General features: G+C 68.1%; 13 protein-coding genes. 7 read left to right on the top strand and 6 right to left on the bottom strand.

The window, feature by feature from the left end:
• Positions 1–204: 204 nt before the first annotated feature.
• Positions 205–690, bottom strand: a complete 486-nt coding sequence (locus tag HUA78_RS12195) for a gluconokinase (RefSeq protein WP_174476319.1) — start codon at positions 688–690, stop codon at positions 205–207.
• Between the two features lie 303 nt (positions 691–993).
• On the opposite strand from HUA78_RS12195, the gene HUA78_RS12200 reads away from it, so the two are divergent.
• Both HUA78_RS12200 and HUA78_RS12205 read left to right on the top strand, forming a co-directional pair.
• Complete coding sequence (locus tag HUA78_RS12200; protein WP_174476320.1) at positions 994–2,064, top strand: DNA ligase; 1,071 nt, start codon at positions 994–996, stop codon at positions 2,062–2,064.
• Between the two features lie 191 nt (positions 2,065–2,255).
• A complete protein-coding gene (locus HUA78_RS12205; RefSeq protein ID WP_174476321.1) occupies positions 2,256–2,684 on the top strand; it encodes a PilZ domain-containing protein in 429 nt (142 codons plus the stop codon).
• Here HUA78_RS12205 and HUA78_RS12210 read toward each other — a convergent pair.
• From HUA78_RS12210 to HUA78_RS12220, 3 genes are all read right to left on the bottom strand, one after another.
• The gene (locus tag HUA78_RS12210) at positions 2,681–3,256 is read right to left on the bottom strand and encodes an imm11 family protein (protein ID WP_174476322.1); all 576 of its coding nucleotides are present in this window, start codon (positions 3,254–3,256) and stop codon (positions 2,681–2,683) included. The genes HUA78_RS12205 and HUA78_RS12210 overlap by 4 nt on opposite strands.
• A 19-nt stretch (positions 3,257–3,275) precedes the next feature.
• Positions 3,276–4,616, bottom strand: a complete 1,341-nt coding sequence (locus tag HUA78_RS12215; RefSeq protein WP_174476323.1) for an AHH domain-containing protein — start codon at positions 4,614–4,616, stop codon at positions 3,276–3,278.
• A gap of 307 nt (positions 4,617–4,923) precedes the next feature.
• Positions 4,924–6,957: a neutral/alkaline ceramidase gene (locus HUA78_RS12220; RefSeq protein ID WP_141643439.1), complete on the bottom strand. Its 2,034-nt coding sequence runs from the start codon at positions 6,955–6,957 to the stop codon at positions 4,924–4,926.
• 476 nt (positions 6,958–7,433) lie between these two features.
• Between HUA78_RS12220 and HUA78_RS12225 the strand changes: the two genes are divergently transcribed.
• The 5 genes from HUA78_RS12225 (at position 7,434) to HUA78_RS12245 (ending at position 13,581) form a co-directional block, all read left to right on the top strand.
• Positions 7,434–8,270, top strand: a complete 837-nt coding sequence (locus tag HUA78_RS12225; protein WP_174459993.1) for a Hint domain-containing protein — start codon at positions 7,434–7,436, stop codon at positions 8,268–8,270.
• A gap of 87 nt (positions 8,271–8,357) precedes the next feature.
• Positions 8,358–10,103: a M1 family aminopeptidase gene (locus HUA78_RS12230; protein WP_174476324.1), complete on the top strand. Its 1,746-nt coding sequence runs from the start codon at positions 8,358–8,360 to the stop codon at positions 10,101–10,103.
• Positions 10,104–10,149: 46 nt separating this feature from the next.
• Positions 10,150–10,962, top strand: a complete 813-nt coding sequence (locus HUA78_RS12235; RefSeq protein ID WP_174476325.1) for a hypothetical protein — start codon at positions 10,150–10,152, stop codon at positions 10,960–10,962.
• Positions 10,963–11,127: 165 nt separating this feature from the next.
• Complete coding sequence (locus HUA78_RS12240; protein ID WP_371745559.1) at positions 11,128–12,699, top strand: M4 family metallopeptidase; 1,572 nt, start codon at positions 11,128–11,130, stop codon at positions 12,697–12,699.
• Positions 12,700–12,744: 45 nt separating this feature from the next.
• Positions 12,745–13,581: a Hint domain-containing protein gene (locus tag HUA78_RS12245; RefSeq protein ID WP_141643443.1), complete on the top strand. Its 837-nt coding sequence runs from the start codon at positions 12,745–12,747 to the stop codon at positions 13,579–13,581.
• A gap of 65 nt (positions 13,582–13,646) precedes the next feature.
• Here HUA78_RS12245 and HUA78_RS12250 read toward each other — a convergent pair whose 3' ends face one another.
• Both HUA78_RS12250 and HUA78_RS12255 read right to left on the bottom strand, forming a co-directional pair.
• Positions 13,647–14,333, bottom strand: coding sequence for a hypothetical protein (locus HUA78_RS12250; RefSeq protein WP_174476326.1), 687 nt, complete (start codon positions 14,331–14,333; stop codon positions 13,647–13,649).
• Positions 14,330–14,761, bottom strand: coding sequence for a hypothetical protein (locus HUA78_RS12255; protein WP_174476327.1), 432 nt, complete (start codon positions 14,759–14,761; stop codon positions 14,330–14,332). The genes HUA78_RS12250 and HUA78_RS12255 overlap by 4 nt, the downstream gene beginning before the upstream one ends.
• Positions 14,762–14,785 lie beyond the last annotated feature (24 nt).

Below are 14,785 nucleotides of genomic sequence, written 5' to 3' on the forward strand. Positions count from 1 at the left end.
ATACGTGCAACCCGATATGCATCTGCATCCGGATGAATATTTAGAGCAGCGGTCTGACATGCCGCGCTCCACGCCGACTTCGGTTCCGGGCGCAAGAGCCCGGGCCGAGCACGGGCGAAGCCGGGAACATTTCCACGGGACCGATGTCACATGGCAAAGACAGACGGACCCCGAGTCGCGGCCCGCGCGGGGCCCTTCGAGGACTCAGAGCTTCAGGCCCTCGCGGATGCGCGCCACCACCTCCGGAGGGGGCGGCGACACATCCACCTCCAGCGCCTGCGTGGGCACCTCCAGCGTGGCGAGCTGGCTGTCCAGCAACGACGGCGGCATGAAGTGCCCATGCCGCTTCGCGAGCCGGCCCGCCAGCACCTCGCGCGGAGCGTTCAGGTACACCCACCGCGTCCGCGCGGGGTCCACTTCCAGTTGGTCCCGGTAGGCGCGCTTGAGGGCGGACGAGGCGAGCACCAGGTCCTCGTCACGCTCCATGGCCGCCTGGAGCTGGCCGCGCACCACGGCGAGCCAGGGCGCTCGGTCCTCGTCCGTCAGGGGGACTCCGGCCGCCATCTTCGCCACGTTGGACCGGGGGTGCAGGTCGTCCGCGTCCAGGAAGCGCCAGCCCAGGTTCCGCGCCAGGGCCTGCCCCACTGTCGTCTTCCCCGCGCCCGACACTCCCATGATGATGACGACCATCCGGTGCGGCCTCCTCGAATCGTGGACCTCCAGACAGGTTGCGACGCCTCCCGACAGAGCGCCACTCCCATCCTCGGCAAGTGCCCACCTCTCCACGTCCCCGCACATGCTCAAGGACCGAGCAGCCAGCCGTGAAGCCTCGCTGAGACCCGGCAATGGCAGACACAGCTTCGGAATCCAGGAGAAGAACGCCCCCCCGGCACACGAATGATGCAAGGCCCCTCCACGAGCCTTGGGGATGTCAGACCCGGGGGGTACTCTTCTCTTCGTCGCCGCGACAGACGCGGCACGGAGGGGACAGCATTGGCGGAAATCGCGGACGGCGAGCAGGTGGAAGTCCAGGGCTCGGGTTCCAAGCCCTACATCCTCAAGAACACGGGAGGCGTCTACTCGTGCTCCTGCCCCGCGTGGCGCAACCAGTCCATCGCCATCGAGCGACGCACCTGCAAGCACCTGCGCCGCGTGCGCGGTGACTCCGCCGAGGACTCCCGCACCGGTGGCACCTCCACGCCCCCCGTCAAGGCCACGCGCGTGAAGGCCACCTCCGGTGATGCCGAGGGCGAGGCGGACGACGAGAAGGCCCCACCGCTGCTGCTCGCCCACCCGTGGGAGAACGACGTGGACCTCACGGACTGGTGGATGAGCGAGAAGCTCGACGGCGTGCGCGCGTACTGGGACGGCAAGCGCTTCTGGTCGCGCCTGGGCAACGAGTTCTTCGCGCCGGACTGGTTCACCGCGGGGCTGCCGGACTTCCCGCTGGACGGAGAGCTGTTCGGTGGGCGCAAGCGCTTCCAGCGCACGGTGAGCGTGGTGCGCCGGCAGGACAAGAGCAAGGACTGGAAGGAGCTGCTCTTCGTCGTGTTCGACGCGCCGAGCTTCGACGCCGCGTTCGAGCAGCGGCTGGAGCACTGTCGCAAGTGGCTGGATGACGCGAAGCCCGCGTATGCGCAGTGGCATTCGCACGAGCGCTGTCAGGGGACTCCGCATCTGCGCTCGGAGCTGGAGCGCGTGGAGGGGCTGGGCGGCGAGGGACTGATGCTGCGCAAGCCGGGCTCCCGCTATGAAGTCGGTCGCTCGCACACGCTGCTGAAGGTGAAGAGCTTCAAGGACGACGAGGCCGTCGTCATTGGCCACGTCGCGGGAGCAGGCCGACATAAGGGCCGGCTGGGCGCGCTGGAGGTGGAGCTGCGCAACGGCAAGCGCTTCAGTGTGGGCACCGGCCTGTCGGACGCCGAGCGCGAAGCACCTCCGGCCATCGGCACGCTCATCACCTTCCGCTACCAGGAGCTGTCCAACGACGGCGTGCCGCGCTTCCCGTCGTACATCGGCGTGCGCATCGACGCGGCGCCGTTCAAGGGGAAGGCGAAGGGCTGAAGACGGGCACACCCACCCGTGCGGGGCAGCCGTCCCGCTGGGTCTGTGCGCCAGCCATCATCGCAAGCACCTGGACCCGCGTGGCGTGCTGGGGGCCGTCGGCACGTGGACGTCCGCACGGTTTATAGAGCAACGGGAGAGCCCTCCGCCCCCGCGGAGTCAGTACCTCCTGGTGTCTGCTCGAGGCGACCATGCACTGCGCGCTCTGCCTGTCGGAACACTCCGCGGACTCCCTGTGCACGCCCCAGCCCCGGGCACGACACGGCACCTCGCTGCTCGGTGAATCCCTGCCCCATGGAGACAAGGCCGCCGAGCCCTGGTCCTGGGACGTGTGGATTCGCCATCCCGAGGGCGTGGACGTCCACGGCCTGGAGCTGGGCAAGGGCGGCCTCTTCCTGAGCTGCTCGGAGCCCTTCCCTCCTCTCTTCACCCGGCTGGAGCTGACGCTGCGGCTGGCCGGCGAGGAGTTCGCCTGTGAGGGCGAAGTGGTGCGGCACGTCGACTCCGCGCACGCCCGCACCTGGGGCGTCTCAGCGGGCATCGGTGTGCAGCTGCTGCCGCCCTCACCCCGGCTGCGAGACTTCCTCGCGCAGACAAGGCAGTTCCAAAGCACAGGCTAGACCTCCTCGAATTTTGCTCCTGTGACCTTCGCGTGCTCCAGGGCTACCTTGATGTCCTCCGAGACGATGAGGGCAACTGTCCACCCCCAGGTGCGGAAGACCTTCGTGTTGCCCACCTTCGTGCGGTCAATCCGCATATCAACCACGTTTCGGTATTGGCCGAGTTTGTCCGGTCGCGCGTCCTCTGGCAGCCAGAACTCCACTTCATTTGAGGCATTGTCATCGATGCACCGGACAACCTTCGTAGCAACGAGGATTTGATATTCGTCTGGGTGGCCGTTGAGATTCAAAGGGATGAGTTGCACATCATTGGGTGCCAGCTCCGCGAAGATGGCGGCCACCCGGATGTGGACAACGGGAGTCATGCCAACGCCTGCCATGCTGAAATCGCGCTGACGCCCAGGCTCACGAACAGAGAGCGTCAGGCGGCCATCACTTCGGACGGGCCGCCCAGAACTAAACTCCCTGATGTCTTCCGGCTCCCGGCCCTGTCCGTTCAACGGTTCTCCCAGGTACCAGTTGCCGGCCTGTACGTCCTCTTTGAGCCTGAAGTATCGAGAGTGATTCGACATGGTGGACGCCCTCACTGCGTCACTTGCCCTGAGTCAAAAGCCTGTGGATTTCCGTTCCTTTGGTCACGGCCTCTTTGGCGAGCCTGCGAAGCTCAACCGTGAGGGCCTCGCGGCAATCTGCCACCTTCCGACAGCTCCCCAAAGCCTCGAGTAGTCGCTCCTGGACGCGTTCATGATACCGCTGCGGATGTGGCCCCTTGTGACCGACGACTTCCACGACGTTCTCGGGGTCCTTCAGTTCCATCCCAGCCCGCGTGAAGAGGTCCCGGAATCTCGGCGTCCAGGGCCCGCCGCGCGCCGCTGAGACTTCGTTCTTGTTCGTGGCGATGTGGTGGCGCTCTCCTTGGCTGCGCATCCCCCGACTCGCCATGGCCAGGGCGTTGGGGGCGAGCGCGACGGTGAAGCCTTCCGCCGCCACCGCGACCGACTGCACACTCCCCACCGCGGCGTACTGGAAGCCTGCCTGGGACTCCACGGCGAGCGCAGCCTGAGCGGAGCCCGGCAGTCTCACGGCCTTCGCGACCAACCCCGCCGTGCTGCCAATAGCGGCCGTGGCGAGCATCACGAAGACGCGTGCCGCATTCTCTCCGAGAATTTCGCCGTACGCCTCACCCGACGCACTGAGCTGCGCGAAAGTCGTGGCCTGGTCCACCTCGCGTACCAGGGTCAACCACCCGTCCAGCAGACGCCACATCGTATCCACTCCCAGGTAGGCGATGGCGATGGCTGTCAGGGTAGCGGCCACGCCCTTGCTCACTGGTTCGGGGAGCGACCAGAGCAGCAGGTACATCGTCGCGGCTGCGGTGATTGTGGCCATGACCGCGCCGGGGTCCGTCATGCCCTCCAATGCCTCGGCTGTCTCCTCCCACACGGAGTCCATCGCGATGGCCAAGGCCCACGTGTACTTGCCGTCGCTGGCGAGCAGGGGGCCTTCCTCCAACAGCCGCAAGCAGTCTCCGGGTTGGTCCTTCCGCGAGCACCACTGGCCATAGGCGCGTGTCAGCTCGTCATCCGCGTAGGACTCCAGCAGGTGGGGTCCGTCCGCGTCTTCTCGACGCTGGAGGATGAGGCGCGGGGGGCGACTCTCGTATCGGTACACCCCGCTGCGGGACGGCACGCCGAAGAGTTCTCGGGCCTCCTGCATGGGGCTGCGGAACGGGCGCACGTCCCGGGCCAGTTCCGCGATGGCCTCCTCGTATTCGCCGTCTTCGAGTTCGGCGGCGTCCAATTCCGCGCCTGGCTCCTCGCGAGGAGTCACGACGTAGGAGTCCGTTCCGGTATCCAGCCGAACGATTCGACTCGTCGCGCAGCCGGTGATGGCCGCGAGCAAGAGCAGCGGCGCCGCCCAGCGAAGCAACATGGTATGTCCCCCCAGCGAGTGGCCCGACACAGAGCGGGCGCACCCCTGCAATACCAGAGGATTCTGGCAGCCCGCCAATGCTAACCCGCACCGCCTGGGGCCGGGCCTACCTCATGCTGCTGCGGTCGCACTCGGGTCCATGAGTTGGGGCTTGCTCACCACATCCACGGCAAGGCTTACGCTCACCGCTGGAAACCAGGCCCCAGGGGCCACCCAAAACCTGTCAATGAACGTCCTCCGAATACCAGCCAACGGGAATGGCTCGCGCGCGCACGCGCCTCGCGTCACGAGCACGGCCCCGAGCCACTCACCGCACGGTGAAGGCGCGCGACGCGCCGTAGTAAGGGCGCACGCGCCCATCCCAGCCCGACTTCCATTCGCCCTCATGCAGGATGCGATAGGTGCCTGGCGAGGCATCGCGAGGAATGCGCCACTCCACGAGGACGTGCGAGCACCCCAGCGTGGGCAGACAGTTCTCCCGCTCCCACCGGTAACGCGTCTCCCAGTCACTGTCATCCGCGACGTCCACCCAGGCGCCGATGGAGCCCTTGCGCTGCACGCGCAGGTACGAGTCCTCCAGGCGCAGGTCGTTCTTCGGATGCGCGCCCCAGAACGTGACGCGCACCGTGTCGCCGCGCGCGTAGGCCGGACGAGCGTCGGTGAGCACCTCGCCGAACTCCACCCAGAGCAGCTTGTCGTCGAACACCACGCCGGGCTGGAGGCTGGCCTGGATGTAGCGCAGGTCCGGAGGCGTGGGGCCGGGTGACACGGGCTGCCCGTCGCGCAGCGCCACGGCGAGCCCGTCGAAGCCCTGCTGGAGCGCGGCGAGCGTCCAGGGCCCAAAGTGCGTGGACGCGCCTTCATAGGACTGGCGGGCATACTCCTCGCGCGTGGCCACATAGCCCGCGTAGTCGTTGGCGAGCCCCGCGATGACGACCTCGGTGACGCCGACGGGCCCCAGCCGCTCCAGCACCGTCTGACGCAGGCGGCGCCCGGCCATCGTCGTCACCTCGAAGGGCACGGCCACCAGCGCGAGCGAGCCCACGGTGACGAGCTGGAGGGGCAGCACGTTGGGCGTCCACGGGTGCGGCAGCATGCTGCCCATCTCCAGGACGATGGGCTTCTCACCCTGGCAGGGCGTCGTGGTGAGCGCGCAGGTGAACTGGCTCCAGAGGTCATGGAGGGTGGAGCACGACGCTCCCTCCACCCCATAGCCGGGCCCGTCCTCCGCGCCCGCCAGCATCGACACACCGATGGCGGCGGGACACGTGCGGCGCGGCTGACCATCCGTGTACGCGGGCGCCACGTCCACCGCATCCATCTTCACGAAGGTGCGTCGGGAGTCCACGCCCCCGGTGAGCGGCGTCGTGGCGAGCGTCCACAGGTGCGCGGCGAAGTCGTGCTGGCGCCGCGCGGACAGCTCCGTGTCCTCGAAGTCGTTGGCGCCGCCGCCATTCGTCCCGCCGAGCACGTTGGGCGTGACGTCCCCTTCGTTGGACTGGGCGAACGCGGCGACGAAGGTGTCACCCGCGTCGTGCGCCTTCTCGAAGAGATAGGAGGCAAGGCCCTTGTTGTCGCCGCTGATGAGGTGGTTGTCGTTGCCCATGGACGTGGCATGGACGGCGAACCAGTTGATGAGCCCCACGTCGCGTCCATCCGTCCGCGTCAGGCGCACCAGCGTCATCCGCGTGTCCACGTCGTGGGCATAGCGGGCACGCTCGGCGGAGGGATTGAACCGGTAGGCCTCCGGCGAGCGATTGCGACTGGCACCCAGCAACTCTCCCGTGGCCAGGCGCAGCGTGCCCGCTCCCAGCCGGGAGTGCGCGCGGGCAATGGAGGTGACGATGCCGGAGACGATGGCGTCGAAGCTCTGCGGCACGAAGCCGAAGGTGCTCAGGTTGTAGAAGGTGTGGTGCGAGAAGCCGCCCGGCCCCGAATGCGTGTGCGTGGCGCTGATGAGGACGTTCTCATCGGAGTAGACGTCGCCGAAGCGGGCGCGCAGCTTCTCCACCACCTGCGTCTTCACCGCCTGGAAGACCATGCCCAGGTCCGCGCTCACGAAGGCCACGCGCCGCCCGTTGCACGGCGAGACGACGACGAAGGCCCGCGAGCGCAGGCGCTGGTGGATGCCCGCTGTCTGCTGCGAGAGCTGTCCGTAACCCATCATCCCCACCTCGGCGGCGGGGCCGGTGATGTCCCCCATGCCCGCACCGATGAGGAAGCGCGTGTTGCCCGCACAGGTGTCGCCGGACGCACCGCGCAGCGGAGCGACAGCCCCCTGGGCCACCGTCCCCAGGACGAAGCTCAGCGCCAGGACGAGCCGGAACAGATGTGCGCGCATGCCTTCCTCCAAGGCGCATGGGACGCGCCGCTCCAGGATGGAGCCCCTCATAAAGACTCTGCTGGCCCCCCGCACCCGTCCCGTCATCGCTCGTCAGCCGGCCCACACTCCCACCAGGCCCCAGGCACGCACGAACCACACCAGGAGTGCGTCCTCCCTGGGACATCACAAGGCCCCACCAGACGCACTCAAAACCGCCAATGACTGACGCGGTGAGCTGTCCTCGCAGGCCGCGAACCCGGGGCAGGTCCTCCACCCAACCCACGGAGTTCGCTGTGATTTTTGAACCAGAACGGGCCTCCAGTGCCACCTTCGTCACGGTCTGGATTACCCGTGTTCACAGCAAATCAATTGCACCCAACATTTCAGTCAGGGATTCCCACTAGATGTCGATTTACACTTTACGCAGAGTGAACCCGGGTATATCCAGTTTCCTCGCAAAACAAAGCACTTCCATCAGCCTTCCGGAGCAAGCCATGAAGCGACTGTCGTATCTGGTTGTCCTTGCGTGCGCGGTGCTTTCCACGACGGCGTCGGCGCAGTTGTCCACGCGTTGCTTCACGGATGATCAACTCACCACCTACACGCTGTCGCAGGGGCGCAACAACTGGGCCTACAACTGCGGCTACATCACCGCGGCGAAGCGCGACTTCCTGAACTCCGAAGGCGAGTACCAGGTGTTCTCCGGCGGCTGTTTCTCCTTCACCGCGACGGGGCCCACCGCCACCTGCACCTTCTACATTCCCGCCGACACCGCCGCGCCCTGCATCCCCAACCTGGTCAAGCTCGGCACCTGCGTGACGGGCTGCTACACGGCGAAGGAGAAGGTCTCCTTCGGCGGTGAGTACTGGCCCATCTCGGACGCCTACGCCGCGGGCGTGCGCACGGTGACGGCGCTCACCAAGGACGCGTCGCTCGTCGCTCCGACGACAGGAGAGCAGACCATCCGCGCCTTCGTGGCCGGAGACACCGTGGAGGACGTGTTCGCGCTCGAGACGGTGGACGGCCGCCGCGTCGAAGTCACGTCCGAGCACCCCATGGTCACCGCCTCCGGTGAGATGGTGAAGGCCAAGACGCTGCAGAAGGGCGACCTGCTGCTCGGCACCACGGGCGAGAAGGTGGAGCTGCGCGACGTCACCGTGTTCCGGTACGAGGGGAAGACCTGGAACGTGCAGCCGGTCAGCCACGAGAAGATTGAGAACGTGCTCGACGTGGAGGGCCTGTTGACGGGCTCGGTGCGCTTCCAGAACGAGTGGGCGGACGACCACTACCGCCTGTCGCTGCGTGACGAGGCCAGCGTCGACGGCCTCTAAAGCAGCCTGCTTGAACCGACGCGAGAGCCCGCAGGGGGCATGGGCTCTCGCGTCCCACCGCGCTCGTCACTTCACGACAAGGACGCCATGCGAAGCATCCCAGGATGGTTTGCGAAGAAGGTGGCACGCGGTCTCGCGGTGATGGCGCTGACCTGGAGTCCCCTGGTGCTCACGGGGACCGGGTGCGGCCCGACGGAGGACGCCTCCGAGCAGGAGGCGCCGCTCGACACCCGGGCGCACTCCTTCACGCCGATGGCGCCCTCGGGCGACTTCACCGCCAATGTGACGCGCTACGAATACGAGTTCGCGACGGAGACGGGCGCGGCGAAGTCCACGCTGTTGATGGACGTCTACCCCCCGGGCGGCGACTGCTTCGTGGTGAAGGCCCCCCAGGGCCTCACCGAGGTCCAATGGAACGGGAGCACCCCGCTGCGGTCCGAGTCCGTCGAGGACGGCATCCGCGTGTGTGGGCCGGGACTCTTCGCGGGCCAGGTGAAGCTGGAGGCGCGCTTCACCGTGCCCCTCCAGACGTACGACTTCACGCAGGTCGGCTTCTCCCGCCGCACGGACAAGGCGGGCAACACGTTCTCCTACCTGCTCAACTGGGTGGAGGGCTGCGACAGGTTCGGCCCCTGTGACGACCGCACGGACCAGCTCGCGCAGTATGTCTTCACCATCAAGCACGCGCAGAACGAGCGCGTGGTGTGCCCGGGCCAGCGCACCCGTCCGGACAACACCACGACGAAGTGCACGCTGACCGGCCTCACCAAGGCGCCCACGTACTCGTCCTTCGCCGTGGCCTCCAACCCCGCCTGGGTCCCCAGCACGTTCACGGAGGTGTCCAACAAGTTCAAGCTGGTGTTCTACGAGGTGCCCGGCGGGAAGCTGGCGGCCTCGCTCAACGCCAACGACGTGAAGGCGTACCTGCACTGGATTATCGGTGAGCTGGGGCCGCTGCCCTACGGCACGGAGCTGCGCGTCGCGGGCGCGCCCACGGAGTGGCTGGGCGTGGAGCACCCCGCCAACCTCATCCTCCGCGAGGACCTGCCGGACCTGCGGCGCGACTACGCGAACATGACGATGCACACGCTGATGCACGAGGTCGTGCACCAGTGGGCGGGCAATCGCACCACGCTGTCGCGGCCCTTCGACTTCGTGTGGAAGGAAGCCATCGCCGAATACCTCACGTACCTGTACGAGCTGCGCGCGCGCCCCTCGGGCGAGGCGGAGCAGACACGCGCGTACTGGGACCGGCTGGCGCGCACCGCGGCGTACTACCCGCAGCCGCAAGACGACCCGCCGCCCGTCTTCCTCTCGCTCGCGTCGGACGTCTACGGCACCGGGCCCATGATTCTCTTCCTCCAACTGGAGCCGCTGCTCGGCCAGGACGCCGTCCTCCGGGGCATCAAGGGCTTCCTGGCCCAGCCCGGGGACCGGAGCGTCGACGACCTGCGCGCCGCGCTGGAGCAGGCATCAGGCAAGAACCTGGGCCCGTACTTCGACGCCTGGGTCCACGGCGCGGGTGACCCGGACTGGCCCTACTTCGAGGTGAGCACCGAGGAGGACGACGGCGACGTCACCCTCACCGCCATCCAGCGCTCGGTCTCCGGAACGCACTACCCGGTCTCCGTGGACGTGCTGCTCGAGGGCGCCACGCAATCCAAGCTCGTCACGCTCGACTACGGCCTGGAGCCCGAGTCGGACACCCTCCACGTGACGGTGCCCTTCCCCGAGCCCGTGCTGCAGGTGACGGTGGACCCGGAGAACCGGGTGGTCAACCGCAGGTTCCTCGGAGTCTCCGACGAGCCGCCTCCGCCGCGCTGGCTGTTCTAACCCCTCTCATCGAATCGCGTCGTCATCGACAAGGAGCGCAGGCCCCATGAACGGACATCCCCCCGAGAGCGCCAAGCCAAAGCCTCCCAGACGCTGGCGGATGATGGGACCCGGGCTCGCGTTGCTCGTCCTCGGAGGCACGGGACTCTACGGACTCGTCACCCTGAAGGGCGCCGACACACCCTCCACCCCGCCGCCTCCCGCCGACACGGCGTCCCAGGCGCACAAGCCCACGAGTTCTCCACAGCCCACCGCGGCGCTCCCGCGACGCCCGGGCGCGCCCGCTCCCACGCCATCCGAGGCCGAGCCAGCCACCGACGAGGCCCGGGTGGCGAAGGAGCAGCGAGAGGCCGCGCGGGTGTCCGCGCGGGAGTACCGGGCCGGACGCTTCAACGCGTTCTTCCGCAAGGAGGTCTTCGTCGAGGAGCTCACGCGGGAAGGCGGCGCGCGCATCATCGGCTTGAGGAACGAGCTGGCGGACCCCACGGCGCTTCAGAAGCTGCCGGCCGGCGCCCAGTTCCTGGAGACCAAGCCCGAGCCTGTGCTGGAGCGCATGGCGATGATTGACCTGCTCTTCGAGCTGGCACCCCAGGAGCCCACCGCCCGCGAGGCGATGACGTCGCTGGCGCTGTCGCCCATCGACAGCGCGCTGCCGGACTCGGTGAAGAAGGGGCTCGTCGGAGAGAAGTACGACCTGCTGTTCCGGCTCGCGCAGGTGGACCGGCAGCTGGCCGTCGACACGTACTCGAAGCTGGAGAACCCCCGGCTCAAGAACCTGCTGCGCGAGGCGCTCGTCGCCGGACTGGCGGAGTCGGGGGCAAGCCCCGACGAAGTCCAGCGGATGACAGCACACCTCTAATCCGCGGCCGTGATGGGCCCAGGAGCGTCCTGTCCGCCGAGGGCGGAGCGGGCCTCGTGTGTCCCGAAGTGCCAGCGAGGAGGGCTCGCCCACCCATCCGGAGCCGGGTGGTCGCGCCCGCGCTGGAGCCGTGAAGCAACACCCACCAGAAGACAGGAGCGCGTCGTGACTCGGACTTGGAAACAGGGATTGATTGGAGCGTGCTGTGCCGTCGTGGGCGTCGCGTGCGGCGACGTCCCGGCGGACCCGGCCGAGGCGCGGGACAGCACCCGGCAAGCTCGGCAGACTCGGCAGGACGCCCTCGCCGCGCTGGGCCGCGTGGAAGTGGTCGACGTGGGGAAGGACGGCACCCCCAGCTTCATCCGGGGACAGTTGGGCACGGCGGACACCGCGCTCGCGGCGCTCAGGGCCGGTGACGCGCTCGCGCCCGCGCTGCGCGCCATCGCCCCGGTGTTCGGGCTGCGCGCGGAGGAGCTGACGGTGCGCTCCAGCCGCGTGGATGACCTGGGCTTCACGCATATCCGCTATGACCAGACGCGCCAGGGCATCCGCGTCGTGGGGGGCGAGCTGGTGCTGCACGTCAACACGGCGGGCCTGGTGTACGCGGCCAATGGCTCGGCCCGAGGCGCTGGTGAGCCCGCGACGCTCGCGCGGTTCCCCATCGACGACGTGAAGCGCGCGGCGCTGGAGGGGCTCGACACGCTCGTCGTCGAGGGCGAGCCCCGCTTCGTCTACTTCCTGGGCGCCGAGGGCTCGCTGGCCTCCGCCTGGGAGGTGACGCGCGCGGGCACTCGCGAGGACTCGCCCGCCAGGGACCGCGTCTACGTGGACGCGGCGTCGGGCCGGGTGCTCGACGTGCAGCCGCTCATCCACTCCGCCCAGAATCGTCGAATCCACTCGGCCAACAACCAGTGGACCACGCCCGGCACCCTGCGCCGCATCGAGCTCGGCGCGGCCACGGGCGACAACCATGTCGACGTGAACTACGACCACGTCGGCACGACGTACGCCTGCTACGAGACGATTTTCGGTCGCGACTCGTTCGATGACCGGGGCGCCACCATCACCAGCACCGTGCACTACGGCGCCTCGTACGTGAATGCGTACTGGGACGGCATTCAAATCGTGTTCGGCGATGGCGACGGAGTGAACTCCGGTCAGCTCGGCCTGGATTTGGACGTGGTGTCCCACGAAATCACCCACGCCGTGACGCAGTACGAGTCGGGGCTCGTGTACCGCAACGAGTCCGGCGCGCTCAACGAGAGCCTGTCGGACATCGCCGCCGCCATCTGCGAGAGCTGGGCTCGCGGCGGCGCCATCGACGCGGACGTCTGGAAGATTGGCGAGGACATCTGGACGCCGAACATCGGCGGGGATGCGCTCCGCTACATGGACAACCCCACGCGGGACGGCTCGTCCAAGGACTACTACCCCGAGCGCTACACGGGCACCGCGGACAACGGCGGTGTGCACTGGAACTCGGGCATCCAGAACCTGGTCTTCAAGCTGCTCGTGACGGGCGGCACGCACCCGCGCGGCAAGACGCCCATCAACGTGGCGGGCGTGGGCATGAACCGCGCGGCGCAGACCTTCTACTTCGCCGCGACGAACTACTACACGTCCACCACGACGATGTCCCAGGCCAAGGCCTACACCGTCCAGGCCGCCCAGGACCGCTACGACGCCTCCGTCGTGAACGCGGTGCGTGACGCCTGGGGCGCCGCGGGCGTGCCGTAGGCGACTCCAAGCGCAGTCCATTCCCAATCACCTCAAGGAGAACCCATGAAGAATGTCTTCATCGCCGTCGCAGTCTTCTCTGTCTGTCTTTCGAGCACCGCCCTGGCGCAGCTGTCCACGCGCTGCTTCCAGGATGACCAGCTCACCACGATTGACCTCGCGCGGGGCCGCAACGCCTGGGCCCGCAGGTGCGGCCTCATCACCGCCACGCGCGAGGCGTACCTGAACACGGAGAACGAGTACCAGGTCTTCACCAACGGCTGCTTCGCGTACCCGGCCGTGCCCGCGGGCTCGTCCTGTACGTTCTTCGTCCCCGCCGTCGAGTCCGCGGAGTGCATCACCGGCCTGAACAAGCTGGGCACCTGCGTCGCCGGCTGCACCACGCCCAGCCAGAAGGTCGCCTTCGGTGGGCGGATGCTGCCGGTGCCGGAGGCGTACGCGTCCGGCCTCACCACCGTGACGGCCCTGAGCCCTGACTCAGAGGCGGGCTTCCTGCGTTATGGCGAGCAGACCATCCGCAGCTTCGTCGCGGGCGACACGCAGGAGGACATCTTCACCCTGGAGACCCAGGAGGGTCGCCGCCTGGAAGTGACGGCGGAGCACCCGATGGTCCTGGAGGACGGGACGATGGTGAAGGCCCGCACGCTGCAGGCCGGCGACACGCTGCTGGGCGCCGACGGCGTGAAGCTGCACCTGAGCCGCGTCACCGTCTTCAACTTCAAGGGCCAGGTCTGGAACGTCCGGCCGGAGAGCCAGGTGAAGCTCGAGAACGTGATGAACGCGGAGGGCTTCCTCACCGGCTCCGTGCGCTTCCAGAACGAGTGGGCCCAGGACGACTACCGCCTGTCCCTGCGTGACGACGTGGACGTCAGCGGCCTGTAGGCCCGCGCGTTGAGCCCTCGGGTTGGGACTCCGGCTGTGTGAATCGCCGGAGTCCCAGCCTCCCCTCAGCGGGGCGCGTCGGGGGTGAGCGGCTGAAGGGGGCACTGCTCGACGGGCAGGAGGCACGGGTAGGAGTAGCCGCAGTCCTGGCTGCACGAGTAGCGCGTCTCCGAGCCGGCGCAGTAGCCGTCACCGCAGTAACCGCAGTCCGCGGCGCAGCTGTACACGCTCTCCGTCCCATTGCAGGCGCCGTCTCCACACGCCGAGCCGCAATCTCCGGGACAGGTGGCCGTGGACTCGCCCGCGCCGCACGTCCCGTTGCCGCAGGGATTGGGGCAGCCGCAGTCGACCGGGCACGAGTAGACCGACTCGCCATTGCACCAGCCGTCTCCGCAGTAGCAGTCGGCGGGACACGTCCCCTCGCTCTCGCCGAAGTCACACGTGCCGTTTCCGCACACGGTGGGCGCGCCGCAGTCCCAGGAGCAGCTCCACGAGTCCTCGAGCGGGCCGCAGTACCCGTCGCCGCAGGAGTTCTCGCACTCGTAATAGGGGCACTGGGGCTGCAGCGGATCCACCACCTCGCCCGGCCGGAGGTACTGCAGCGGGCACTGGCAGTAGGGGAGTGCCTGGGAGGACTCACCGAGCGCTTCACTCGAACCCGTGGGGTCCACGGGATTGCAGGCCACCCACGTCAGGCAGGCCACGACCACCGAGAGACGCTGGACGAAGCGGCCGGGAGCCGCCGCGCTCATGTAGGGCCCGCCGAGTCGCGCGGGGCGCGCTGGAGCCACATGGGCCACGCGGGCTCGGAGTCGTCCAGGTACGCCAGCACGGAGTCCCGCGGGAGCGACACGGTGCTCGCCGCCACACACGAGCCGAGCATGACGAGCCCCGCCACACAGGGCGCGCTCGCGGAGACGGGCACGAAGAACTGACAGCTGTTCGTGGAGCACGGGTACTGGAAACAGCCGTTGGCGAAGACCTGGTACTCGCTGTCCGCGTTGAGGATGGCCTCCTTCGCGGCGGAGATGTAGCCGCACTTGCGCGCCCACGCGTTGCGCCCCGGGACTTGCTGCGGCGTGAGGTTGTCATCCCCGCCGCACCGGCCGCTGAGCTGCGCCCAGGAGGGGCTCGCGAAGCCGACAAAGACCAGACCAACGACGAGCCAGAGCTGCTTCATGCCAACCTCCACGAGGGGTGCATC

The organism is Myxococcus sp. CA033 (genome assembly GCF_013336625.1).
Classification (GTDB): domain Bacteria; phylum Myxococcota; class Myxococcia; order Myxococcales; family Myxococcaceae; genus Myxococcus; species Myxococcus llanfairpwllgwyngyllgogerychwyrndrobwllllantysiliogogogochensis.

Bases quoted from the DNA above. Each gene is read 5' to 3' on its own strand.
- HUA78_RS12195 (WP_174476319.1), bottom strand. From the start codon at position 690: ATGGTCGTCATCATCATGGGAGTGTCGGGCGCGGGGAAGACGACAGTG.
- HUA78_RS12205 (WP_174476321.1), top strand. From the start codon at position 2,256: ATGCACTGCGCGCTCTGCCTGTCGGAACACTCCGCGGACTCCCTGTGC.
- HUA78_RS12210 (WP_174476322.1), bottom strand. From the start codon at position 3,256: ATGTCGAATCACTCTCGATACTTCAGGCTCAAAGAGGACGTACAGGCC.
- HUA78_RS12215 (WP_174476323.1), bottom strand. From the start codon at position 4,616: ATGTTGCTTCGCTGGGCGGCGCCGCTGCTCTTGCTCGCGGCCATCACC.
- HUA78_RS12220 (WP_141643439.1), bottom strand. From the start codon at position 6,957: ATGCGCGCACATCTGTTCCGGCTCGTCCTGGCGCTGAGCTTCGTCCTG.
- HUA78_RS12225 (WP_174459993.1), top strand. From the start codon at position 7,434: ATGAAGCGACTGTCGTATCTGGTTGTCCTTGCGTGCGCGGTGCTTTCC.
- HUA78_RS12230 (WP_174476324.1), top strand. From the start codon at position 8,358: ATGCGAAGCATCCCAGGATGGTTTGCGAAGAAGGTGGCACGCGGTCTC.
- HUA78_RS12235 (WP_174476325.1), top strand. From the start codon at position 10,150: ATGAACGGACATCCCCCCGAGAGCGCCAAGCCAAAGCCTCCCAGACGC.
- HUA78_RS12245 (WP_141643443.1), top strand. From the start codon at position 12,745: ATGAAGAATGTCTTCATCGCCGTCGCAGTCTTCTCTGTCTGTCTTTCG.
- HUA78_RS12250 (WP_174476326.1), bottom strand. From the start codon at position 14,333: ATGAGCGCGGCGGCTCCCGGCCGCTTCGTCCAGCGTCTCTCGGTGGTC.
- HUA78_RS12255 (WP_174476327.1), bottom strand. From the start codon at position 14,761: ATGAAGCAGCTCTGGCTCGTCGTTGGTCTGGTCTTTGTCGGCTTCGCG.